Annotated in this window: 20 protein-coding genes; 1 reads left to right on the forward strand and 19 read right to left on the reverse strand. The window is 60.0% G+C overall.

Annotated features, from left to right (window positions below; all coding sequences use genetic code 11):
* Nucleotides 1–32: 32 nt before the first annotated feature.
* The 19 genes from FBZ99_RS16000 to FBZ99_RS16090 all read right to left on the reverse strand — a co-directional run bounded on the left by FBZ99_RS16000 (nt 33) and on the right by FBZ99_RS16090 (nt 21,145).
* Nucleotides 33–1,706: a peptide ABC transporter substrate-binding protein gene (locus FBZ99_RS16000; protein ID WP_113350531.1), complete on the reverse strand. Its 1,674-nt coding sequence runs from the start codon at nt 1,704–1,706 to the stop codon at nt 33–35.
* Between the two features lie 77 nt (nt 1,707–1,783).
* Entirely contained in the window at nt 1,784–3,115 is a 1,332-nt protein-coding gene (locus FBZ99_RS16005) for an NAD(P)/FAD-dependent oxidoreductase (protein WP_113350530.1), read from the reverse strand.
* 2 nt (nt 3,116–3,117) lie between these two features.
* Nucleotides 3,118–3,816 carry an SDR family NAD(P)-dependent oxidoreductase gene (locus tag FBZ99_RS16010; RefSeq protein ID WP_113351028.1) on the reverse strand — a complete coding sequence of 233 codons (699 nt, stop codon included), beginning with the start codon at nt 3,814–3,816 and terminating at the stop codon, nt 3,118–3,120.
* Nucleotides 3,817–3,847: 31 nt separating this feature from the next.
* Complete coding sequence (locus FBZ99_RS16015; RefSeq protein WP_145633996.1) at nt 3,848–4,330, reverse strand: MarR family winged helix-turn-helix transcriptional regulator; 483 nt, start codon at nt 4,328–4,330, stop codon at nt 3,848–3,850.
* 281 nt (nt 4,331–4,611) lie between these two features.
* Nucleotides 4,612–6,258 carry an ABC transporter ATP-binding protein gene (locus FBZ99_RS16020; RefSeq protein ID WP_145633998.1) on the reverse strand — a complete coding sequence of 549 codons (1,647 nt, stop codon included), beginning with the start codon at nt 6,256–6,258 and terminating at the stop codon, nt 4,612–4,614.
* Between the two features lie 201 nt (nt 6,259–6,459).
* On the reverse strand, nt 6,460–7,371 hold the full coding sequence (locus FBZ99_RS16025; RefSeq protein ID WP_113329729.1) for an ABC transporter permease: 912 nt from the start codon (nt 7,369–7,371) through the stop codon (nt 6,460–6,462).
* Nucleotides 7,368–8,468, reverse strand: coding sequence for an ABC transporter permease (locus FBZ99_RS16030; RefSeq protein ID WP_113350526.1), 1,101 nt, complete (start codon nt 8,466–8,468; stop codon nt 7,368–7,370). The genes FBZ99_RS16025 and FBZ99_RS16030 overlap by 4 nt, the downstream gene beginning before the upstream one ends.
* Entirely contained in the window at nt 8,465–9,988 is a 1,524-nt protein-coding gene (locus FBZ99_RS16035) for an ABC transporter ATP-binding protein (protein WP_145634000.1), read from the reverse strand. The genes FBZ99_RS16030 and FBZ99_RS16035 overlap by 4 nt, the downstream gene beginning before the upstream one ends.
* A 7-nt stretch (nt 9,989–9,995) precedes the next feature.
* Nucleotides 9,996–11,096, reverse strand: coding sequence for a BMP family ABC transporter substrate-binding protein (locus tag FBZ99_RS16040; protein ID WP_113350524.1), 1,101 nt, complete (start codon nt 11,094–11,096; stop codon nt 9,996–9,998).
* Nucleotides 11,097–11,118: 22 nt separating this feature from the next.
* A complete protein-coding gene (locus FBZ99_RS16045; RefSeq protein ID WP_145634002.1) occupies nt 11,119–12,498 on the reverse strand; it encodes an amidohydrolase in 1,380 nt (459 codons plus the stop codon).
* Between the two features lie 4 nt (nt 12,499–12,502).
* A complete protein-coding gene (locus tag FBZ99_RS16050; protein ID WP_113350522.1) occupies nt 12,503–13,159 on the reverse strand; it encodes a glutathione S-transferase family protein in 657 nt (218 codons plus the stop codon).
* Nucleotides 13,156–14,001: an aromatic ring-hydroxylating oxygenase subunit alpha gene (locus FBZ99_RS16055; protein ID WP_113350521.1), complete on the reverse strand. Its 846-nt coding sequence runs from the start codon at nt 13,999–14,001 to the stop codon at nt 13,156–13,158. Before FBZ99_RS16055 ends, FBZ99_RS16050 begins: the two co-directional genes overlap by 4 nt.
* Nucleotides 13,998–14,642 carry a Rieske 2Fe-2S domain-containing protein gene (locus FBZ99_RS16060; protein ID WP_113329736.1) on the reverse strand — a complete coding sequence of 215 codons (645 nt, stop codon included), beginning with the start codon at nt 14,640–14,642 and terminating at the stop codon, nt 13,998–14,000. Before FBZ99_RS16060 ends, FBZ99_RS16055 begins: the two co-directional genes overlap by 4 nt.
* A gap of 138 nt (nt 14,643–14,780) precedes the next feature.
* Nucleotides 14,781–15,065: an acylphosphatase gene (locus FBZ99_RS16065; protein WP_113329737.1), complete on the reverse strand. Its 285-nt coding sequence runs from the start codon at nt 15,063–15,065 to the stop codon at nt 14,781–14,783.
* Between the two features lie 120 nt (nt 15,066–15,185).
* Nucleotides 15,186–16,700, reverse strand: a complete 1,515-nt coding sequence (locus tag FBZ99_RS16070; protein WP_113350520.1) for an ABC transporter substrate-binding protein — start codon at nt 16,698–16,700, stop codon at nt 15,186–15,188.
* A gap of 19 nt (nt 16,701–16,719) precedes the next feature.
* Complete coding sequence (locus FBZ99_RS16075) at nt 16,720–18,420, reverse strand: dipeptide ABC transporter ATP-binding protein (RefSeq protein WP_113350519.1); 1,701 nt, start codon at nt 18,418–18,420, stop codon at nt 16,720–16,722.
* Nucleotides 18,417–19,268, reverse strand: a complete 852-nt coding sequence (locus FBZ99_RS16080; RefSeq protein WP_113350518.1) for an ABC transporter permease — start codon at nt 19,266–19,268, stop codon at nt 18,417–18,419. Before FBZ99_RS16080 ends, FBZ99_RS16075 begins: the two co-directional genes overlap by 4 nt.
* Nucleotides 19,265–20,203 carry an ABC transporter permease gene (locus tag FBZ99_RS16085; protein WP_113350517.1) on the reverse strand — a complete coding sequence of 313 codons (939 nt, stop codon included), beginning with the start codon at nt 20,201–20,203 and terminating at the stop codon, nt 19,265–19,267. Before FBZ99_RS16085 ends, FBZ99_RS16080 begins: the two co-directional genes overlap by 4 nt.
* 51 nt (nt 20,204–20,254) lie before the next feature.
* A complete protein-coding gene (locus tag FBZ99_RS16090) occupies nt 20,255–21,145 on the reverse strand; it encodes a proline iminopeptidase-family hydrolase (RefSeq protein WP_113350516.1) in 891 nt (296 codons plus the stop codon).
* Between the two features lie 132 nt (nt 21,146–21,277).
* Between FBZ99_RS16090 and FBZ99_RS16095 the strand changes: the two genes are divergently transcribed.
* On the forward strand, nt 21,278–22,060 hold the full coding sequence (locus FBZ99_RS16095) for a LuxR family transcriptional regulator (protein WP_113350515.1): 783 nt from the start codon (nt 21,278–21,280) through the stop codon (nt 22,058–22,060).
* The last annotated feature ends 3 nt before the right edge of the window (nt 22,061–22,063 follow it).

A 22,063-nucleotide genomic window follows, 5' to 3' on the forward strand; every position in this document is an offset into this window, starting at 1 on the left:
GATGCTTCGGCCGAAGGGCTGGAACGAGCAGCCTATGCCTTGGCCCAATACCAGGTGCCCACATTCCAGCTGTCGATGCGCACATTGATGTTGGGAGTGACGTTTTCGACCCCCACCTTATGGCCGCGTACGGTCGCATACTGGAATAGCGGCAGGAAAGGCAGGTCGTGGCGCATGATCTCCTGGATCTTCTGGTAGACCTTCTTGCGTTCCTCCGGCACGAAGATCTGGCCGCCTTCCGCAAGGAGCTTGTCGACCTCCGGATTGGCATATTGCCAGGAGTTCTGGCCGGCTCCGCCCTTGGCGGTGATCGCCGAGGAACGGAAATAATCGGAGGTGTCGGGGTCGGAGCCGGTCTGGAAGTTGATGCCGACGATGACGGAATCGAACTTCGACATTGTCCAATAATCGCCCCACATGACCGCCGGCGGCAGGTTGGAGATCGTAAGCTCCACGCCGATGTCCTTGAAGGTCTGCTGCATGAACTGCTGCACCTGTTCGCGGATATGATTGCCGGCGGTGGTGGAGTTGGTGAAGGAAAGCTTGACGCCGTCCTTCATGCGAATGCCGTCGGGACCGGGCTTCCAGCCGGCATCGTCGAGGATCTTCTTGGCCTTGTCGGTGCTGAATTCCTGCTTCGGCAGGTCCGGATTATAATAGAAGGACTGCTGCGGAATGTAGCTCTCGGTCGGTGTCGGCAGGCCGTAGTAGAGCGCATCGATGATCGTCTGCTTGTCGATCGCGTAGTAGAGCGCCTCGCGCACCGCCGGATCCTTGAATTGCGGCTTCTCCATGTTGAAGCCGACGGATTCGACCGTGGCGGCCGGAACGACGGCAACAGCCTTTCCATCCAGCCCCTTGGCCTCGTCATAGTGATCCGGGGTGATCCATTGCAGGCCGACGACGTCGATATCGCCGGTCTTGAACTGCGTATACAGCACCGTCAGGTCGGGAACATATTTGTAGACCAGGGTTTCGAGATAAGGGCCGGTGCCGAAATAGTCGGTATTGGCCGCGAGCGTGATGTGATCGCCGGGGACGCGCTCGACCCATTTGAAAGGGCCGGTGCCGATGGGGGCATTGTTGAAGGGGGCGGTGTTCTTGTCCTTCTCCGCACCAAGGATATGCTTTGGCACGATGAAGGTCATGGCGAGGATCGACGGGTAGGGCGCAAATGGCTTTTCCATCCGCCAGGTGATTTCCGTCGGCGAGACGACGGTCAGGTCGCGTACCAGCTCATGGCCGGTCTTGCGCCAGCTGCGGAAGTTCGGATCGACCATGAGTTCGAGGGTGAACTTGACGTCTTCGGCGGTGAACGGCGTGCCGTCATGCCACTTCACGCCATCGCGCAGTTTGACCTTCCAATGAAGGCCGTCGGCCGAGATGCCGCCGTTTTCGACCGTCGGAACTTCGGTTGCAAGCGAAGGGGAAAACTTGCCCTCCGGTGTGACGGTAAAGAGCGGATCGAAGACACTGAAATGGATGCCCTCATCGACTTCGATGTGGATCAGATGCGGATTGAAGACGGTCGGCTCCTGCGAGAAGCCGATGACTAGCTGGCCGGTCGGCTTGGCGGGAGGTGCCGCGAAAGCCTCGCCGCGACCGAGGATATTGGGCATGATCAACCCGGAGGCACCGAGCGCCATCATAGTCAATGCCTGGCGGCGGGTTGGTTTCAGGAGGATGGTGTCATTTGCATCGGTCATGATCGTTCCCCTTTTTGTTGGTAGGATTCGGCTGTTTTTCTCTTTCGTCTTTGTATTGTCTGCTTGGTTCGGAGAGGTCAGAAACCACTGATCAGTTCGATCTTCGAACCGTCATGGAAGCGGGAAAAGCGGAAGTTCTTGCGATCCACCACTGGCGGCTTGCCGGTGACGATGTCGGCCATCAATCGTCCGGCCGCAGGCCCGATGCCGAAGCCGTGGCCGGAAAAGCCGGTGGCGATATGAAAGCCCGGAATGCTGTCGATCGCATCGATCACCGGCACGGCATCCGGTGTCACGTCGATATAACCTGCCCAGCGCTGAGCGATCTCGGCCTTCTCGAAAACCGGAAAGGCTTTCTTGAGGTTGGCAAGCGCCGCATTCGAAAGCTTGGTGGAGGGTTTGGGGTCGAGAACGCGGCAATATTCGAAGGGGCTTGCCTCGTCCATCGCCCACCGATTGGGAATGCGCGCTTCGTCGAAGAACCGGCCGGAAACGCGGAAGTTCAGCGAGCGCCACTCCTTTTTCAGCGCCGGCAGGAACTTGCCGGCGTAGCGGAAGGAGCTCGGCACGATGTCCACGATGTTCTCATGGCCCGAAGCGATGGTGTAGCCGCCATCCTGACGCTTGCGCAGGGCAAAGCCGCTCGCCCAGATGGCTTGCTCGGGGCCGCCTTCCAGCGGCTTGGTGCGCAAGACGGAATTCATCACCTTCAACTGCGGCAGATCGAGCCCGAACATGCCGGCAAACAGGCTTGACCAGGCGCCGCCGGCAAGCACGACGGCCTTGCAGGCGATGGGACCACGTTCCGTGATGACGCCGGAGATGCGGCCGCCGGCTGTCTCGATACCGCGCACGGCGCATTCGGTCAGAATGGAGGCTCCCTTGTCGCGGGCGGCCTCGGCAATGGCGGGGGCGGCTCGCTGCGGCTCGGCACGGCCGTCGGCGGCGGTAAAGAGCGCACCCTTGAGCTCCATCTGCGTGCCGGGAAAGAGGTTCTTGAATTCGGTGCCGCTAATCATGCGGCTTTCCAGCTGGTAGCCTTCCAGATTGCGGTTCCAGCGCTCATGATCGGCATATTGCTTGTCATCCGCGCAGGTGAAGATGATGCCGGCGCGCTTGTAGCCGGTGTCGCGGCCGGTACGTTTGTCGAGCGTGCTCCAGATGCGCAGGGCCTCCGCCATGAGGGGCACCTCGCGCGGATCGCGCCTCGAAATGCGCACCCAACCCCAGTTGCGGCTCGATTGCTCCTGGCCGATGCCACCCTTCTCGCAAAGCGCGACCCGCAGGCCCCGTTCGGCAAGTTCCAGCGTCGTCGAGGTGCCGATGATGCCACCACCGATGACGACGACGTCGACTTCCTTGGGCAGTTCCGCATCCCCGTGAACGGGAACAACATAGGGGCCGGGCATGGTCAGAAGGACTCCTCTAACTGGCAATTGATGGTAAATTCGGCAACGCTTGCCTCGTTCGGCAGCTCCATCAGCATGGAAATGATGCGGGCGAGGTCGCGCGGATCGGTCATCTCGCTATCGGGCTTGCTCGTAAGTCCGCGCGCCATGTCGGTCGCGACGAAGCCGGGGCAGATGGCGGTGGCGCGGATGCCAAGGTCAAAGCCGGTGTGGCGTATGGCGTGGGCCAGCGCGACCGCCGCGAATTTGGAGACGGCATAAAGGCCGGAGTTCGCGGACTTCACCCGCTTTCCCGAGAGCGAAGCGACGATGATGACGCGGCCGCGACCGCTTGACGCAAGGGCGTTCCACGCGGATTTTGCAAGTCTTCGCGGTGCCTTGACGTTCACCTCGAGCAGATCGTCGAGGTCGGCATCATCGGCTTCGATCACCGTCTTTGCGATGCCAATGCCGGCATTGGCGACGATCGCGTCGATGCGCCCGAAGGTGCGAAGCGTCTCTTCCACCCAGCGATCGGATGCGTCCGTATCGATGGCATCATAGGCAAAGGCGCTAACGTGCGCAGGGTCTGCCCAGGCGGGCATTTCAGGACGGCGCATGCCGAGCGAGAGCCGCCATCCCTTGGCGGCAAGTTCCTCGGCGAGTGCGGCGCCGATCCCCCGGCTGGCACCGGATATCATTGCTACCCGCTCGTCACTCATGCCCATGTTTGCTCTCCCACGGTTTGCCGGCTCACGATTGCGCCACGATGCGCCGGTAAGTCCGGCGCAGTATGTCGATCAGGAGCCTGTGTTCTTCGTCGGTGATGTCGGAAAAGAATTCGCGTGATTGCTTGGTGACGATGGCACGCACACGTTTTGCCAGTTCGTGACCTTTTTCCGTGATGTAGAGTTCCTGGGCGCGGCTGTCGTCCGCCGACGTCTCGCGCGTAAGGAGATCATGTGCTTCCATCTGTTCGATCAGCCTGCCGGTCGCCGAGCGGTCTTTCAGGATGATTTGCGCGATGGTGGAAGGCCGGATTCCCGGATTGTCGTCGACCAGGAACAGGGTCGTGATCTTTCCCGTTCCGCGGGCGACGTCCAAACCTTCCAGCTTCTCGTCCAGATCGCGCGAGACGGCGAGATTGATGCTGCGGATGTAAAAGCTCAGCGTATCCTCCAGGACGTCGATATCGATGTCCTTGACAGAAGTTGGCGGGGCCTTGGTCGGCGGCATGGCTCGGAACCTTTGAAAGGCGACGAAACACCGTTCCCGCCACCCCTAATGCGTGGCAGGTCCATGATCGTCTGCGGCGGATCGTCGCTGGAAATTTCATGCTCATGAAAGGACGGATAGTGGATAAATGCAACTATTTTTTCGCCCAATCAGATAAAAAATAATCAGTGCGGAAGGCTGCCCGTTTCTCAGGCATCAATCGCCGCCGGTGCATGCACGAATGGTGGTAATTAAGCAGAAGCGGGTCGCATTCGGCGCCGCCATGCCTCGTTGGTGGACATTTAGCCGACCGCTTCCCAATCGCCGCCGGGGATGGCAGCCAACAGGTTTTGGGTATAGGCATGAGCCGGCGCACGAAAGATCTGCGAAGGCGGCCCACATTCGACAATCTCGCCCTTGTACATGACGGCGACTTCGTCACAGATCTGGCTGGCGACGCGCAGGTCGTGGGTAATGAAGATCATCGCGACCCTGGTATCCTGCTGGATTTCGGCAAGAAGCTTGAGGATTTGCGCCTGGATCGAGACGTCGAGAGCGGAGACTGCCTCGTCGGCCACCAGCAGCACGGGGTCGAACATCAAGGCGCGGGCGATGCCGATGCGCTGGCGCTGGCCACCGGAGAACTCATGGGGAAAGCGGTCAAAGGCACCTTCGTCGAGGCCGACGCGCTTGAGAAGACGCAGTGCCTTCGCCTTGGCCTCATGCATCGACAGGCCGTGCGCCATCGGTCCAACGGTGAGAATGCGGCCGATCGTATGGCGCGGGTTTAGCGAGGCGAATGGGTCTTGAAAGATCATCTGTATATAAGGACGCAATGGCCGGAACTCGTCGTCTGACAGCGGAGCGATATCGCGGCCATCGAAGAGAATCCGACCACTGTCCGAGCTCAAAAGCTTCAACAGGACGCGGCCGAGCGAGGATTTTCCGGAGCCGGATTCACCGACCACTCCCAATGTGCGTCCCTTGCGGATCGAGAAGCTGACGTCGTTGACCGCCTGCACCGTCCGCGATTTCGACAGGAAGCCGCTTCCCGCTCGATAGGTCTTGTTGAGCTTATCGACTTCCAGCACCACGGGCGCTTCGGCAATGGTTTCGCGACCGGCGGTCGTCATGCGGGGAACGGCCGCGATAAGACGCTGCGTATAGGGATGAACAGGCGCATTCAGCACCTGCGCCGCCTGTCCCTGTTCGACAAGATGCCCCTTCTCCATGACGATCACCCTGTCGGCAATCTCGGCGACCACCCCGAAATCATGGGTGATGAACATGACGCTCATCTTCTTGCGCGCCTGTATCTTGCGGATCAATTCGAGGATTTGGGCCTGCGTCGTCACGTCCAATGCAGTGGTCGGTTCGTCGGCGATCAGCACATCCGGATCGAGCGCCAGCGCCATGGCGATCATCACGCGCTGACGCTGCCCGCCGGACAGCCGGAAGGGATATTGATGCTGGAGAAGATCCGGATCTGGCAGGCCGACTTCGCCGAGGAGTTCCTTCACCTTCTGTCGCCGGCTTTCCGGCGTGCCGATCTTATGAGCATCGAGAACCTCGATGATCTGGTCGCCGATCGTCATCAGTGGATTGAGTGCCGAGAGCGGGTCCTGGAAAATGATCGAAACGGCTCGTCCCCTCAGGCTTTGAAGGGTGGCAGCGTCGGCGCTTACGAGGTCCACGCCCTTGAAGCGGATCGTACCCGCCGTTACTCTTATGATGGATGGCAACAGGCCCATGATCGCATTCGCGGTCACCGATTTCCCCGAACCGGATTCACCGATGATGCAAAGGATCTCGCCTTGCATCAGGTCGAAGGTGATATCCTGCACGGCATGCACGCGTTCCATGTTCTTCGGGAGGCTGACCGTCAGACCGCGCACGGAAAGTACCGGCTCGTTCGGCAGGACTCTATCTTGAGTATCGGATGGGATCATGGAAGGCCTCCTTGCTCTGAACCAGCGAACACGCCCTCTCAGGGAGAGCTGACGAATTGCCAGAAGCAAGAAGAATGCCGGTATTGCTGCCCTGAAGGCAAGCGAAGGAAATTAATCGACAGATTTTTGCCGTCCACCCGCGCTTCAAGCGATCGGTCACAGCAACCTGCGGGTATGGAAATCTTCGCCTATGCACATTTGCTATCGTTCAAACGGTTCGCCAAGTGAGGCGACACCATTGAGCTTCAGGAGCCGGCGATCTACGGAGATGATGCCAAGGACGATGATCGTCACGAGATAGGGCAGGCATGCGAGCAATTGCGAGGAAATTGCGAGCCCGCTGGCCTGCGCCGCAAGACCCATCAGCGACACCGCACCGAACAGGCAGGCGCCCAGGAAAATCCTGGATGTCAGCCAGGTTCCAAAGACAACGAGGGCAATGGCAATCCAGCCCCGCCCGGCGATCATGCCGTCCGCCCAGAGCGGCGTATAGATCGTGGAGGCGTAAGCGCCGGCAAAGCCTGCCATCATGCCGCCAAACGCAACTGCCGCGAAGCGGATCGAGACAATGGGATAGCCGATAGCATGCGCAGCTTTCGGATTTTCGCCGACGGCGCGAAGAATAAGACCGACCTTGCTATAGGCAAACATCGCCCATATGCCGACCGTCACGACAAGCGAGATCCAGACGACGATATCCTGGCTGAAGAGGCCGCCCACGACTGGAATTTGTGAAAGCCCGGGAATTGCGATCTTTGGCAAGGTGGTGACGGTCAGGCTCTCATAACTCTTGCCGAATAGTGCCGAGAGGCCCTGGCCGAGAATGCCGAGGGCAAGACCGGCAGCAACCTGGTTTGCGTTGAAGCCCAGTGTGATAGCGGCAAAAATCATGGAGAGGAGTGCACTTCCGAGACCGGCCGCAAGGAAGGCAAGAAGATGACCGCCGCCATGATAAACGACAATGAACGCGATGACGGCGCCAACGGCCATCAAGCCCTCTACGCCGAGGTTCAAGACGCCGGCGCGCTCGGCAACAAGCTCGCCCAGGGCTGCCAGCAGAAATGGCGTTGCGGCTGCCAGCATGCCGGCAAGAATGAACTCGACGGCGCTCATGATGCGCTCCGGACGGGCATGGGGCGCCAGACGATGCGATAGCGCACGAAAGCCACGGCGATGAGATAGATGAGGAGCAGACTGCCCTGGAACACGCGGACGGCTGCAATGGGCAGATTGGCGGAGACCATGGCGTTATCGCCACCGATATAGAGAGCTGCCATGATGATCGCGGAGATGACGATGCCGATTGGATTGAGGCCGCCAAGATAGGCAACGATGATTGCCGCGTATCCATATCCGGTCGAGATCGAACGCTGCAGCTGGCCAAGCGGTCCGGCAACTTCAGCGGCGCCCGCAAGTCCGGCGGCCGCTCCGCCAATGATCAGCGACAGCCAGATTGCCCAGCTCTCCTTGAAACCGGCATAGCTCGCGGCCCGGGGAGCCAGTCCGCCGACCTGCAATTTATACCCGGCGAAGCTCTTCTGCATGAAGATCCACGCCGCGATCGACAGGCCGACGGCAAGGATAAGCGAGACATTGACGCGGGTTCCCTCGAACAGGATCGGCACCATTGCGTCGTACTGGAACATGACCGATTGCGGGAAATTGAAGCCGCCGGGATCTTTCCATGGGCCGAGAAGAAGATAGTTGAGCAATTGCGCGGCAACGAAGCTCAGCATCAGTGAGACAAGGATTTCATTGGCGTTGAGCCTGACGCGCCAGAAGGCAGTGAGAGACGCCCACAGAGCACCGCCGAGAGTGCCGAGCAGCAGCATTGCCGGCCATATCCATTGGCCCGTTGCCTGCGGCATCCAGATGGGTATGGCGGAGGCGAAGATTGCGCCAAGAATGAATTGGCCCTCAGCGCCGATATTGAAGACCTTCGCGCGAAAGCCGATTGCGAGACCCTGTGCAATCAGAAGCAGGGGGCCAGTCTTGAGCAATACTTCCGAGAATGAGGCCCAGGAGACGAATGGTTCGATCAGCATGGCATAGATCACCGCCATCGGATCACGGCCCATCGCGACATAGAGGCCGAGATTGAGTGCGATGGTGACGATGAGGGCGATCGGCGGCGCGAGCAGCTTTGCGGCGAACGAGGCTCGATCGCGGCGGACAAAGCTGGGAAGGATTGCAGAAAAGGAACGGCTCATGCGAATGCCTTTTCGCCTTGGGGCTGTGCGCCGATCATGTATCGACCGATATCTTCAGCTTTTGTATCGCGGGTCACGAGTGGCAGGCTCAGCGTGCCGTGGTAAAGGACCTGAATGACGTCGCTAAGCTCGAACAATTCCTCGAGCTCTTCCGATATGACGAGAATTGCCATGCCTTGATTGCGCAGCTCGATCAGTCGCTTGCGAATGGCGGAAGCCGCGCCGACATCCACGCCCCAGGTTGGTTGCGCAAGAAACAGCAGTTTCGGGGCGAGCATGATTTCGCGGCCGACGATGGACTTCTGCAGGTTTCCCCCGGAAAGCGACCCGGCTTCAGCCTCTGGACCGCGCGTGCGCACGTCATAATCCCGGATGCACTCGTTTGCGAAATCCGTAGCCTTCGCTTTGTCGATGAAACCATGCCTGACAAGCTTCAAGGGATGGGCCGTCAGTAAGCTGTTGAGCGTTAAGGACATTTCGGGAACGGCGCCATGCCCGAGCCGATCCTCCGGAACAAAGGCAAAGCCAAGCTTCCGGCGGCTGGCGGCGTCGAGACTGCCGACATCCTGTCCCATCATGAAGATCTGATCGCGTTTGTCTCGGGGCAGGGGCATTTCCCCTGAAATCAGGGCGGCAAGCTCCTTTTGCCCATTCCCGGAAATGCCGGCGATGCCCAGAATCTCGCCGCTGCGCACCGTCAGGCTGATCATGGAGAGCGGCATGCCAAAGGGGTCGTCCGGCCGGTAGTCGAGGCCGATGATTTCCAGGCGCTTTTCACCCTCGGCCAAAGCCAAGGCTGGCATCGCTTCGGGCATGTCGCGGCCGATCATCATGCGGGCGAGATCATGGGCGTCGTGTTCGCGCGGATCCACATGCCCGGTCACGCGTCCGCCGCGCAGGATCGTAGCCCGGTCACACAGGGATTGGATTTCTTCCAGCTTATGCGAGATGAAGAGGATCGACACGCCGCGATCGCGCAGCCGGCGCAGCGTGTCGAACAGCTTCTCGACGGCTTGCGGCGGCAGGACCGATGTCGGCTCGTCGAGGATCAGCAGCTTCGGATCAGTCATCAGGCACCGGATGATTTCCACCCGCTGCCGCTCGCCGACCGACAGTTCGTGCACATGGGCGAGCGGATCGACTTCGAGACCGAATTCATCTCCCAGGGCGCGGATGCGCTGCGCAAGCTCGGCCCTGCTCCCGGAGACGATCAGGCGAATATTCTCGACCACCGTCAGGCTCTCGAACAGCGAGAAGTGCTGAAAGACCATCCCGATGCCGGTACGCCTCGCTTCCGCGGGGGAGGCAAGGCTCAAGGGCTTTCCATGCCAGGCAATGGTGCCTTCGTCCGGTTGTTCGACGCCGTAGATCAGCTTCATCAGCGTCGATTTGCCGGCGCCGTTTTCTCCGAGGATGGCATGGATCGAGCCCGGGGCTACGTCCAGATCGATATGCTTGTTGGCATGGACCTGGCCGTAGCTTTTGGAGATGCCGCGCAGCGACAGCAGCGGAATGGTCATGAGCGACTTACTTCGGCAAAGGCGTCTTCACACCTTTGACATGCCAGTCCATCGCGACGATCTGGGCATCCGTCAGTGTCGCGCCCGAAGCCGCTCCTTCGCTGCCATCGGCCTTGGTGATCGGGCCGGTGAACGGCGAAAAGCCGCCGCTTGCGATCTTACCTTCGATTTCCTTGATCTTGGCCATGGTGTCGGCCGGAATTGCAGGGCTCCAGTCGACCACTTCGACGACCTTGTCCGCGACGCCGAGGAAAGCGTTGGCACCCTTGAAGGTGCCCGCGAGATGGGCATCGACCGATGCCTTGAAGAAGGGCGACCAGTCTGTGGACACGCAGCCGAGATAGGTTTTCGGCGCATATTTCTTCATCGAGGAATTCAGGTTGAAGGCGTAGACACCGGCAGCCTCGCAGGCTGATATGACCGAGGGCGTATCCTGTGCGTTCGAGAAGATCACATCGCAGCCTTGCGAGATCAAAGCTTTGGCGGCCTCTTGTTCCTTGGCCGGATCGAACCAGGAATTGACCCAGACGACCGATACCTCGATATCAGGCTTGACGGCCTGCGCGCCTAACGTGAAGGCGTTGATCGACGTGATCAATTCGGGAATGGCGAAGGCGGAAACCGAACCGAGCTTGCCGGTCTTGGAAACGGCGGCCGCTGCCATGCCGAGCAGGTAGGTTCCCTGGAAATACTTGGCGGCGAAGGGCGAGAAATTCGGCGCGACCTGGAAGCCGGAGGCATGCAGGACGGTCACCTTCGGGTTGCGGCGGGCAATCTGAAGCGCGCCGTTCTGATAGCCGAACGAGCCAGCGATCAGGAAGTGGTTTCCGTCGGCGACTGTCTTGTTCATGATGCGATCCGCATCCGGGCCTTCGGCGATGTTCTCGATCACGGTCACCTTGACCTTGTCGCCATAGGCGGCCTTGATCGGATCGAGGCCCGCGGCCAGCGCATGTCCCCAACCGACATCGCCGATCGGCGAGGGCACGACGAGCGTAATGCCGAGCGGTTCGGCGGCGGCAAAGGCGGAGCGACCGGTAAAGGCCGTTGCGAGGCCTGCGACGGCCGCGCTCTTCATCAATGTTCTACGGGTCAGATTCTTCTGCATCCCAGTTCCCCTTTTTGGCTTTTCAGAATTCTACTGTTGCAAGAGCCGCCTCAGCCGCGGCAAACAGCGCGGCCTCGTCCAGTCCGGTGAATTCACCGCCTTGCCAGACGATGCGTCCGTTGATCATGGTCAGATCGGTGGGCATGCCGATCCCGACCTTCGCAATCAGGCTCAGCGGGTCATGCCGCGTCCCGACATAATCCATTCGTCGCGTATCGATCGCGAAGAGGTCGGCGGCCATACCTGGGGCAAGTCGCCCGATATCCGTGCGCCCCAACAGGCTTGCGCCCCCGCTGGTCGCATATTGGAGGAAGTCGAGCGGGGCCGGAACGGCATGCGCGCGCGTGGATGCCGTCAGGCATTGCAGCATGTAGGCGGAATGGATGCAGTGCATGAGGTTCGAGTTGTCGTTCGATGCCGCTCCGTCGCAGCCGAGACCGATGCGCAAGCCGAAGGCCTGCATCGCCGGGATGTCGGTCACTTCGGCGCCGACAAGGTAAACCGGTTCCGGGCAATGGGAAACGCCGGTGCCGCTTGCCGCCATCTTGCGCAACTCGTCATGCGTCAGCTCCCAACAATGGGCGTAGAAGGTGTCAGGGCCTGCAAAGCCCAATTCCGCGCAGTAGTCGACCGTGCGCATGCCATGCCGCGCCTCGATGACTGGGCTTTCGCCTTCGCCGACATGGGTGTGCATTTGCACACCGCGATCGCGCGCCAGCGCGACCGATTCGACGAAGGTTTCGCGATAGCAATTGACCGGCTGGCAAGGCGCGACAACCACCTGGCGCATGCTGAAGGGGCTGGCATCGTGATAGCTATCGATCAGCCGCGCGCAGTCGGCGATGAATTCGTCGGTGGTTTCGAGCATGGCATCCGGGATCGTCGATCCCTCGGACTTCGGCAGGGTGTTGCCGCCACGGCCTGCGTGAAAGCGCATACCGAGCAATTCTGCCGCCTCGAACTGGCGATCGATCAGGCGCTTTCCGGCATGGCGGGGAAAGCAATATTGATGGTCGAAGGCGGTCGTGCATCCGTGCTTGATCATCTCGGCCATGGCGGTGACCGAAGAATGATAGAAGCAGTCTTCCGTCAGCCGTGAGAAGATCGGATAGATCCGGTCGAGCCATTCGATGACCGAAAGCTTCGTCCAGTCGAGGTCGGCCCGGTTGCGCGCGAAGCATTGAAAGAAGTGGTGATGGGTGTTGACGAGCCCCGGATAGACGAACCAGCCGGATGCGTCCTGGACTGCCGTTCCTTCGGGTAGGCCGTTCAACGACAGGTTTTCGCTAATCGCCTGGATCGCTGAGCCCTTGGTGAGCAGGTCGACGTTCCGGCGTACGCTCGGCCCATTGCCCTCATCGACGATAACAGCCGCACAATTCTTTAGGAGATAGCCGGTCATTCCATCATGCCTCTGCTGCCGGATGCGGATCGGGTTTCAACTCATGCAGGCGATGAATGCCGGGCATTTCGATGAAACCGGGTAGGCTGCGGATGGCGCGCATCCAGAGGCGGATCAAGGGATAGGGATCAAGCGGGATGCCGCCGTCAGGCGCAAGCGCGACATAGGGAAAGCAGGCGATATCGGCGATGGTCGCCCGGCTTGCTGCAAGGAATTGCATGCCGCGCTCGCCCTGTTCGAACAGGGCAGCTTCGAGTTCGCGCAATGCCGCAATCCCCTGAGCCTGTAGAACCTTGATGTCACCCGGTCGCAGGAGCATTTCGTGGAGCCGCGCGCCACCAAGATTGGCGGTCAGGCGATGAGAGAAGGAAAGCCATTGCTGTACGCGCGCCGTCTCCTGCGGCGAATCCCGGCCCAGCCATTCCGGCGCAGCATTGGCAGCGAGATAGGCAAGTATTGCCGAGGACTCGGTGAGCACGAGATCGCCATCCTCGAGGATCGGGATGGAGCCTGCCGGATTGAGCGCCAGAAGCTCCGGCCCGCGATGCTCCGCGCCGGGATGGAAGTCGACCGGCCGGATTTCGAGCTTGATGCGGAGGATCGCGGCCATCAGCCGGATCTTGTAGCAACTCGGCGATAGAACATAATCGTAGAGCTTCATTGTGCGACCAACTGTGCGCCGTAGGTATAGTTGTGGCGCTTGAGCCATCGCCGGTAGGCGACCGAGGTGAGGTCTGCCCTTGTCGGAATTTCCATGCCGGGATCGAGCGGAAGAAGCGCGGGTATCTGGTTTTCGAGGATCGAACGATCCTGCAGGAAGATCGTCTGTTGAAAGTGGATGAGGTCGGTCATCGGCGTTTCATCATCGAAGAGCGCCATCCAGGGCCATACGTCGCATAGGTCTTCGGCAAGAGGCTGGACGAATAAGGTGATGACGTCCCATTCGCTGGGGCGCGGAGGGCACGTCTTGTAGAGGACGGAACAGGTCGGGGCCGGCACGCGGTACATATATTCGGTCGTAATGCCACCGGTCGCGGATTTTGCAGCCTGCGGCTGGTAGAATTTTACCTGCGTTGCCCAGACTTCATCCACACCCTCGCGGATCTCGACCTTGTAATTTTCGACCTCCGTATGTGGTTCCGCACCGAGGATGTCAGTATGGACGAAGGGAAAATGCGCGATGTCCAGAAAGTTCTCCACCGCGCGAAGCGGCGAACAGCGCACGCGAACGACGCCGACATCGACGAAGCGCCGGCCCGGCTGATCGGCCTCCGGAATGGCGAAAAGCTCCTTATCCGGGTTGCCGAGGGAGGACCAGACATGGCCATACCGGACACGGATCGGGAGGGCTCTTCCCTCGGCGGTCGTCACACGCGCATTGCCATCCTGATCGCGCGCGACCTCGATGGCCTCGCCCATCAGCCAGGTCTTGATTGCCTTCTCGCTGAGCTGGCTGAAAAGGCCCACCGGATACCATTCGTCGATCATAGCGCCGCCTTTCATTCCGCACTCTCCTTCAGGCGCTCTTCCGCCGCGCGGCGGAGGGACTCGACAATCCTGGACGCCGCAATGCGGTCTGCCGGGCTCCGATCCCTATCGATCAAGAGAAGAAGGAGCGTATGTTTTCCCTGGGGTGCCAGCAGCAGCCCGATCCAAGGAAATTGAGGTAGGCGAACCAGCCCCCTTGCATCATTCTTTGCCCCTGCCGCAGCTTCGATCTCCGCGACGCCCGTTTCAACGATCAGGGAGCGCAGCGGGATGAATTCCTCGAGCTGAGGAGGCGGTGTTGCCGGTTGTCCGATTGCCACCCATAGAACACCATCCGCTTCTTCCACTTGCTGGACGGCGACGCGGATGGTTTCCGGCGGAACGAGATCGGGATGGGCCGGAATGCGAATACATCCGCCTGACGGCGAATAGCTCCACCCGTGGTAGATGCAGGAGAGTGCCTCGCCGCGGACGAAGCCATGTGACAAGCTCATTCCGCGATGCGGACAGCGATCGGATGATGCGGTTGCGCGACCCGACTGACTGCGCCATAGAGCAATCGGGCCAACCGATGTCCAGGCCGGTATGACGGTTCCTGGTGGCAGATCGGAGGAAAGGGCGACTGGCGCCCAGGATCCGGCCCCATCAAATGGCATGGTCTCAACTCTCTAATTTCACCAATGGCTTAGCGCCACAGGTCATAGGCAGGCACTGATGCCTGCATCCCCTTAGCGTTCAAAGATTTTGCATAAATAATTCGCATTGGCAACAATGATTAAATAAAAGGCAATAGATCAGGAATTCCTAAGATGCGATGTTTCCGGCCCATTCATGACCCTGCGTTGAATCTCCTCAACCCAGACGTCGATCGGACCGAGTGAGCAGCCCATTTCCAGCATGTCGATCAGTTCCACAGGTCCGGTGACCTCAAGTTCGATCCGGGCCGCATCGGAATGGAAGAATGTCTGCGCAAGTCCGAGCTTGTTGGCGTGACGCCGGATCCACGGGACGAATGAGGCTGCGTTAAGGTCGCCCAGTATCGTCATGCGCTCCCGAAATTCACCTTGCGGCACGTGCATTCGCCAATGATCCCTGCCTTGCATCAAGATTACAGAATAACCGCTTCATGGGTTTGCGAAAGGGGCATCTCCCAAAACAATGCTCCGCCGTCCCTGTGGGCAGCGGAGCTTGAGGCTGTGTCAATTCTTGACGGTGTCTTCCAGGAAGAATCGGCCAAGCGGGTTTTGATGGAAATTATCGATATTCTTGCGCGCGACGTTGATATACGGGCTGTAATATAGGTCGATCCAGTTGACGTCGTCCTTCGCCATCTTCTGCAGATCGATATACATCTGCTCGCGCTTCTTCGGATCCAGCTCCAGCCGCGCCTTGGCGACGAGATCCTTTACCGCATCATTCTTGTAGTTGGTCATGTAGTTGTTGTTGGAATCGTGGCCGAGAACGAAGGTCGTCTTCTGGTCCGGATCGAGAATATCGTTGGTCCAGTAATTGACGGAAATGTCGTAGTCGCCAGCGATGGTCATGTCCCATTCCTGGCTGGGGTCCACCTTTTGCAGGTCGGCGGTAATGCCGGCCTTGGCGAGTTGCTGCTGGACCAGCACGGCCGTCTGTTCATCCACTTCATCGCCGGCGCGAATGAGGTATTTTAACGTGAGATTGGAGACGCCGGCCGCTGAAAGCATCTGCTTGGCCTTTTCCGGATCGTAGGGGCGTTGCGGATTATCCGCATAGTAATACAAGGCGCCCTTGGGAATGTAGGAATTGGCAACGGTGCCCTGATGGAAGGTAACGGCGTCGACGATCGCCTTCTTGTCGATCGCCATATCCAGAGCCTGGCGGACCTCCTTCTTGCCGAGGTCGCCATGGGCGTGGTTGATCAGCAGGTGATCCTCACGCGTGGAAGGATCGATCAGCACGTTGAGGTTTGGGTCCTTTTTCAGCTCTTCGACACGCGAGAACGGAACGAAAATGGCGGTATCGAGCTGGCCGGCCTGCACGTTCAGCATCCGGGTGTTGTCGTCCGGTACCGAGATCCATTCGACGCCGTCGAGTTTCACGCGGTCGGCCTGCCAGAAATTCGGGTTCTTCTTCAGGATGATGCGATCGCCGCGGCGCCATTCCTCGACGGAGAAGGCGCCGGAGGCGATCGGCTTTTCCGCATAGGCATCCGGCCCCATCGATTCCATCCCGGCCTTCGAGATGACCGATGCGTTCGGCAATGCCAGCGTTGAAAGGAAGGGCGCCGATGCATGTTTGAGCTTGATCGTCAGCGTGTGCGGATCAGTCGCGACGGCGGTATCGATCACCTTGTATGAGTCGCTCCAGAGCGATGCCTTGTCGTCGCGGATGCGCAGCAGGCTGAAGGCTGCATCGTCAGCCGTCAGCGGCGAGCCATCGGAAAACTTCGCATCGCGAATCTTGAAGACATAGGTCAAGCCGTCATCCGAGGTCGTCCAGCTTTCTGCGAGACCCGGCTCCAGCTTCGTGCCCGTCTTGTCGACGCGCACCAGCACGTCGTAAACGTTGGAGAACACCCAGTTGTCGATATTCTGCGCTGTTTTGATCGGATCGAACGTCGTCGAGTCCTCACGGCGGCCGATGGTCAGCACGCCGGCGGCTTCCGCATAGCTCGCGCTCAGCGTCAGGCCGGCGAGGACGGCGGCAAGCCCGATTGTCTTCCATTTGTTGATCATGAATTCGTTCCCTTCGTTGTTATCGCATGCGTTTGGCTGATTGTGTCTGCCCTGCGGGTGCCGCATCGCGTTCGCCATGCAAGGGCTTGTCCGGATCGATATCGGGAATGGCTGCAATGAGCGCTGCGGTATAGGCATGCTTCGGGCGGGAGAAGATCTCCTGCGAGCGGCCTTCTTCGACGATCTCGCCGCGATACATCACAACGGTTCGCTCACAGAGGTCGCGCACGATGGCGAGGTCGTGAGCGATGAAGATCAAGGTCAGGTTTATCCGGCGCGTCAGTTCGCGGAAGAGATCGATGATCTGCGCTTGGATGGTGACATCGAGGGCAGCCACGCATTCGTCGGCGATGATGAGCTTCGGATCGACCGCAAGCGCCCTTGCAATGCCGGCACGTTGGCATTGGCCACCGCTCATGCTGCGCGGCTTGCGATCGGCGAATTCGCGCTCCAGCCCCACGAGATCCAGCAACTCGCCGATGCGCGCGGGGATGTCGGACTTTGCGATCTTGCCCTGGACTTTCAGCACCTCGGCAAGCGTCTGGCCGATCGTCAGCCGCGGGTTAAGCGCATTGAAGGGGTCCTGGAAGACCATGGCGGTTTCGCGCCGGAGCCTTGCGAGGCCAGCGCTCTTCTGCTGGGTCAGATCGACACCATCGAACGTGACGTGACCGGAGGAAATCGGGGTAAGGCCGAGAACGGCACGCGCAAGCGTGCTCTTGCCGCTGCCGGATTCTCCGACGATGCCGATGGTTTCGCCCGGCATGACCTGCAGGCTGACGCCGGAAACGGCGCTGACCGTCTTTGCGCCGCTGCCCCTATAGAGACCGCCGCCGACCCTGAAGTCGACACGCAGGTCATCGATTTCGAGCAGCGGCTTGGTTGACGTTTTCGGCCTGGTTGGCTCCGATTGCGTTGCAGCTTCGTCGGGCAGGGAAGGGTGGCTGTTGATCAGGTCGATCGTATAGGGATTTTCAGGCCGGCTGAGGATCGTCCTTTTGGGACCCTGTTCGAGCAGCCGGCCGTTGCGCATGACGGCGATCCTGTCGCAGGTCTGGGCGACGATGCCGAGATCGTGGGTGATGAGGATGATCGAAAGCCCGCGCTTGTCGCGAATGTCGATCAACAGTCGCAGGATCTGCGCTTGGATGGTGACGTCGAGCGCTGTCGTCGGCTCATCGGCGATCAGGATCTTAGGGTTGCAGGAGAGTGCGACACCGATCATGGCGCGCTGCCGCATTCCGCCGGAAAACTCGTGCGGATAGCTGTCATACTGTCTTTTGGGATCGGGAAAGCCGACCTGCTCAAGGATCTCGGTCGCGGCTGCGCGCGCCTCGCGTGCCTTGAGACCTTGATGATAGCGGATGCCTTCGGCGATCTGGTCGCCGATGCGCATGACGGGATCGAGATGGCTTGTCGGATTCTGGAAGATCATGCCGATCTCGCCGCCACGCACCTCGAGCATCTCGGCATCGCTGATTTCCGTCAGTTCCCGCCCTTCGAGGCGGATGGAGCCACTGTCGATCTTCAGAAGCGACGATGGCAGCAGTCGCAGCAGCGAACGGCACAGGAGGCTCTTGCCCGAGCCGCTCTCGCCAACAAGGCCAAGTATCTCGCCCTTGCAAAGATCGAGCGAAACGCCGTCGATCAGCGTGCGGGCACCATCGTCTAGGCGGGCCTTAACCACGAGGTCGCGGACGGAGAGGATGGGCTCGCTCATTCATGCACCCCGAGCAGTTCGCCGAGCGCATCGCCCAGCATGCTGAAGCCAAAGGCGAGGCAGACGATGGACAGGCCGGGAAACAGCGTGATCCACCAGGCCGTGGTGATGAAGCTCTGGCCTTCCGCGACCATGACGCCCCATTCGGCAAGTGGCGGCTGAACGCCGAGGCCGAGATAGCTGACGGCCGCACCGCTTAGGAGCACCAGAACGGCGTCCGACATGGAAAAGACGATCGAGCCGGCAATGGCATTCGGCAGCAGGTGACGGAACATGATCCTGGGCCGGCTGAAGCCGAGACTGACGGCGGCAATGGCATAATCGCTGCCCTTCAGCACCAGCATTTGTGCGCGGATCAGGCGCGCATAGGAAACCCAGCCGACGAGAGCCATGGCGATATAGAAGCTGCTGAGCCCCGGTCCCAGAATGGCGATGATCGACAGCATCAGCACCAGGAAAGGGAAGGCGAGGATGATATCGACGATGCGCATGAAGAGCGCATCGACAATGCCGCCGAAGAAGCCGCCGATGGTGCCGACCGTGGTGCCGATCAGAAAGGGGAAAAGCACGCCGATCACGGCGATCTGCAGATCGATGCGCACTCCCCAGATGACGCGCGAAAGAATATCGCGCCCGAAATTGTCCGTGCCGAACGGATGCAGGAACGACGGTGCCTGCAGACGCATGTCGGCATTCTGGAATATCGGGTCATAGGGAGCGACGATCGGTGCTGAAATCGCCAGAAGAAGGAAGAACAGAAGGATGCCTCCGCCAAGCGTCAGCGTCAGGTGTTTTCCGAAGAGCCTGTTCAAGCCGAGGGAGGTTGTCGCTGTCGTGCCGATGCTCATAGCTTCACCCGCGGATCGACGGCGACCGTGACGATATCGGCGAGGAAATTGACCAGCACCGTGGCGCAGGCAAACACCATCGCCACGCCCTGGACGACCATGTAGTCGCGCGAGAAGATGGCGCGCACCAGCAGTTGACCCATGCCGGGCAGGGCAAAGACGCTTTCGACGACGACCGTGCCGCCGATCAGCCAGCCGATGTTGACCGCAAGCAGGTTGATTGATGGCACCAGCGAGTTCGGCACGACATGCCGCCAGAAGACGATGCCCTCAGGCATACCCCGGGCGCGGGCCGCAGTCGCCACATCCGATTTCAAGGATTCGATCATCGCCGCCCGCAGGCTGCGGGTGAGCACGGTTGAAAGCGATAGCGCAACCGTCAGGGCCGGCAGGATGAGATGGGCGATCTTCTCGCCGATCGTCGAGCCATATCCCGAGACCGGCAGCATCCCGAGTTGAACGCTGAACAGGATGATCAGCATCAGCCCCAGCCAGAAGGGCGGGAAGCCGATGCCGAAGGTCGAGACCACGCGCACGATGTGATCCGGTGCGCGCCCGACATTGCGTGCGGCAATCGCCGACATCGGCACGGCAATCAGGATCGACAGGATGACGCTCGAGACGACCAGCGAGACGGTCGGTTCGATCCGCGTCGAAATCAGCGGCAGCACGTCGATCTTGTAGAGGATCGATTTGCCCATCTCGCCATTGCCGAGATTTCTGATGAAATAGAAATATTGCAGCCACATCGGCTGATCGAGGCCGTATTGCGCGCGAATGCTGGCAAGCGCTGTCGGGGTGGCGCGTGTGCCGAGGATATTGCGCGCGGGATCGCCGGGAATGAGGCGGACCAGAACGAATGTGATGACGCTGATGCCGAAGAGGACAGGCAGGAACTGCAGCGGTCGCGTCAGTACGAATCTATAGCGATGCATGGCGGCGATCGCCCCCTTGTCGTCGGTGGGATTGGATCACCTTAGCTTGCATCAGCTTGCCCTATGCCGCGACAGGAAGTCGAGGAGCGCCGGATAGTAATCCCACGGGTTCTCATAGAAAGGCATGTGGCTGGCATTGGCGAAGACCTTGAGTTCGGCATCCTTCAAGGCACGCTTCATCCTGAGCGCACAGGCCGGCGTCAATTCGTCATGTTCGCCCGCCGTGATCAGCACCGGCATGGCAAGCTGCGGAAGGTCCGGAATGCGGTTCCAGTCCTTGAGATTGCCGATATAGAGAAATTCATTCGGCCCCTGCATCGTCTCGTAGGGACCCATGTTCCAATCGTCGAGCGAGCGGCGGACGGGTGCCGGCCATTCCGGCAGACGGCAGACATGGCGATAATTGAGGATGGTGACGGCGGCGAGATATTCGGGGTGATTATAGGTGCCCTGCGCCTCGTGCTTCTGCATCATGGCGACCGTTTCCGGACCGAGTGCCGCGCGCAGCCGCTCCAGCTCGGAAATCAGGTGCGGCATATCGGCGACGGTATCTTCGAGGATCAGCGTCTTGAGGTTCTCGGGATAGGTCAAAGCATAATCGATTGCCAGCCAGCCGCCCCAGGAGTGACCGAGCAGATGGACCTTGCCGAGGCCGAGCGCCTTGCGGACAGTCTCGGTCTCCTCGACATAGCGGCCGATGGTCCACAAACCCTTGTCTGTTGGGCGGTCTGAGGCGCCGGTGCCGAGCTGGTCGAAGGCGACGACCCTGTACCCCTTGTCGATCAGGCAGGAATGCGCCTCGCGCAGATAGTCGCAGGGCAAGCCTGGGCCGCCATTCAGGCAGTAGACCGTCTCCGGCCCGCTGCCGAAGCTGTAGGCAACCACCTTGTAGCCATCGACCTCGACGACATACCGCGCCTCCGGCTCAATTTCACGCCACATTGATAACTCCGGCGAAAGATTCTGCTTGCTCAATATTTGAGCATGGCTAAATTTTTTACCTTAAACCGTGCTCGGCACCAGCTATAAGAAGTGATAGGTTGGGAGGTCGCAGGCACAGACGGGAACCGCTGCATGTTCGATCAAATCGGAACCATCAGGCGCCAGTTCACGGCGCATCAGACGCTGGACGGCCGTATCGATCATATCTTCGAGAGCATGAAGGCGATCGGTTTCGAGGCTTTGATCTACGATTATTCGCCGGTGCCCTACGACCTAGACGGCAAGATCATGATCCCTTCGCTTCTGAAGCTCAGGAACATCTCCGACGACATGTATGAATATTGGTTCGATCGCGGCTATTTCCGCATCGATCCCGTACAGCAAGTGGCGCTACGGACTTCGGCGCCGTTCTTCTGGAATTACGATCCCGATGCCGATACGCTGATCAAGCGCTTCATGAGCGAGGACACGGTTCCCGTCGCGCGCTACCTGAGTGAGCGCGACATGTCGACGGGTGTCACAGTGCCTGTGCACATGCCGCGCGGCGATTATGCGACGGTCACCGGAGTTCGTTTTGGTACCAACAAGGAGTTCGAGCGCGACGCCCTGCGCTATATCGCTGATTTCAACCTGCTTGCGCATGTCTTTCATGAGACGGCCTATTCGCTCTTTGATACCGCAGCGCTGAGTGTCGGCAAAATCCGGCTGACGGAGCGCGAGAGGGAATGCCTGCGCTATTCCGCCGAGGGCTATTCCGCCAAGGAGATCTCGCGCATCATCGATCGCTCGGTGCCGACCGTCGTCATGCACTTGAATGCCGCGGCAAAGAAGCTCGGCGCCAAGAACCGCACGCAGGCAGTCGTCCGGGCCACGCATTATCGCCTGCTGGACGCACAGCCATCCTATAACTTGTGATAG

This window comes from Rhizobium sp. ERR 1071 (assembly GCF_007828675.1).
Taxonomy (GTDB): domain Bacteria; phylum Pseudomonadota; class Alphaproteobacteria; order Rhizobiales; family Rhizobiaceae; genus Rhizobium; species Rhizobium dioscoreae.

What these genes read in the sequence shown, in the direction of transcription:
- FBZ99_RS16000 (WP_113350531.1), bottom strand. Translation starts at nt 1,706, where the DNA reads ATGACCGATGCAAATGACACCATCCTCCTGAAACCAACCCGCCGCCAG.
- FBZ99_RS16005 (WP_113350530.1), bottom strand. Translation starts at nt 3,115, where the DNA reads ATGCCCGGCCCCTATGTTGTTCCCGTTCACGGGGATGCGGAACTGCCC.
- FBZ99_RS16010 (WP_113351028.1), bottom strand. Translation starts at nt 3,816, where the DNA reads ATGAGTGACGAGCGGGTAGCAATGATATCCGGTGCCAGCCGGGGGATC.
- FBZ99_RS16015 (WP_145633996.1), bottom strand. Translation starts at nt 4,330, where the DNA reads ATGCCGCCGACCAAGGCCCCGCCAACTTCTGTCAAGGACATCGATATC.
- FBZ99_RS16020 (WP_145633998.1), bottom strand. Translation starts at nt 6,258, where the DNA reads ATGATCCCATCCGATACTCAAGATAGAGTCCTGCCGAACGAGCCGGTA.
- FBZ99_RS16025 (WP_113329729.1), bottom strand. Translation starts at nt 7,371, where the DNA reads ATGAGCGCCGTCGAGTTCATTCTTGCCGGCATGCTGGCAGCCGCAACG.
- FBZ99_RS16030 (WP_113350526.1), bottom strand. Translation starts at nt 8,468, where the DNA reads ATGAGCCGTTCCTTTTCTGCAATCCTTCCCAGCTTTGTCCGCCGCGAT.
- FBZ99_RS16035 (WP_145634000.1), bottom strand. Translation starts at nt 9,988, where the DNA reads ATGACCATTCCGCTGCTGTCGCTGCGCGGCATCTCCAAAAGCTACGGC.
- FBZ99_RS16040 (WP_113350524.1), bottom strand. Translation starts at nt 11,096, where the DNA reads ATGCAGAAGAATCTGACCCGTAGAACATTGATGAAGAGCGCGGCCGTC.
- FBZ99_RS16045 (WP_145634002.1), bottom strand. Translation starts at nt 12,498, where the DNA reads ATGACCGGCTATCTCCTAAAGAATTGTGCGGCTGTTATCGTCGATGAG.
- FBZ99_RS16050 (WP_113350522.1), bottom strand. Translation starts at nt 13,159, where the DNA reads ATGAAGCTCTACGATTATGTTCTATCGCCGAGTTGCTACAAGATCCGG.
- FBZ99_RS16055 (WP_113350521.1), bottom strand. Translation starts at nt 14,001, where the DNA reads ATGAAAGGCGGCGCTATGATCGACGAATGGTATCCGGTGGGCCTTTTC.
- FBZ99_RS16060 (WP_113329736.1), bottom strand. Translation starts at nt 14,642, where the DNA reads ATGCCATTTGATGGGGCCGGATCCTGGGCGCCAGTCGCCCTTTCCTCC.
- FBZ99_RS16065 (WP_113329737.1), bottom strand. Translation starts at nt 15,065, where the DNA reads ATGCACGTGCCGCAAGGTGAATTTCGGGAGCGCATGACGATACTGGGC.
- FBZ99_RS16070 (WP_113350520.1), bottom strand. Translation starts at nt 16,700, where the DNA reads ATGATCAACAAATGGAAGACAATCGGGCTTGCCGCCGTCCTCGCCGGC.
- FBZ99_RS16075 (WP_113350519.1), bottom strand. Translation starts at nt 18,420, where the DNA reads ATGAGCGAGCCCATCCTCTCCGTCCGCGACCTCGTGGTTAAGGCCCGC.
- FBZ99_RS16080 (WP_113350518.1), bottom strand. Translation starts at nt 19,268, where the DNA reads ATGAGCATCGGCACGACAGCGACAACCTCCCTCGGCTTGAACAGGCTC.
- FBZ99_RS16085 (WP_113350517.1), bottom strand. Translation starts at nt 20,203, where the DNA reads ATGCATCGCTATAGATTCGTACTGACGCGACCGCTGCAGTTCCTGCCT.
- FBZ99_RS16090 (WP_113350516.1), bottom strand. Translation starts at nt 21,145, where the DNA reads ATGTGGCGTGAAATTGAGCCGGAGGCGCGGTATGTCGTCGAGGTCGAT.
- FBZ99_RS16095 (WP_113350515.1), top strand. Translation starts at nt 21,278, where the DNA reads ATGTTCGATCAAATCGGAACCATCAGGCGCCAGTTCACGGCGCATCAG.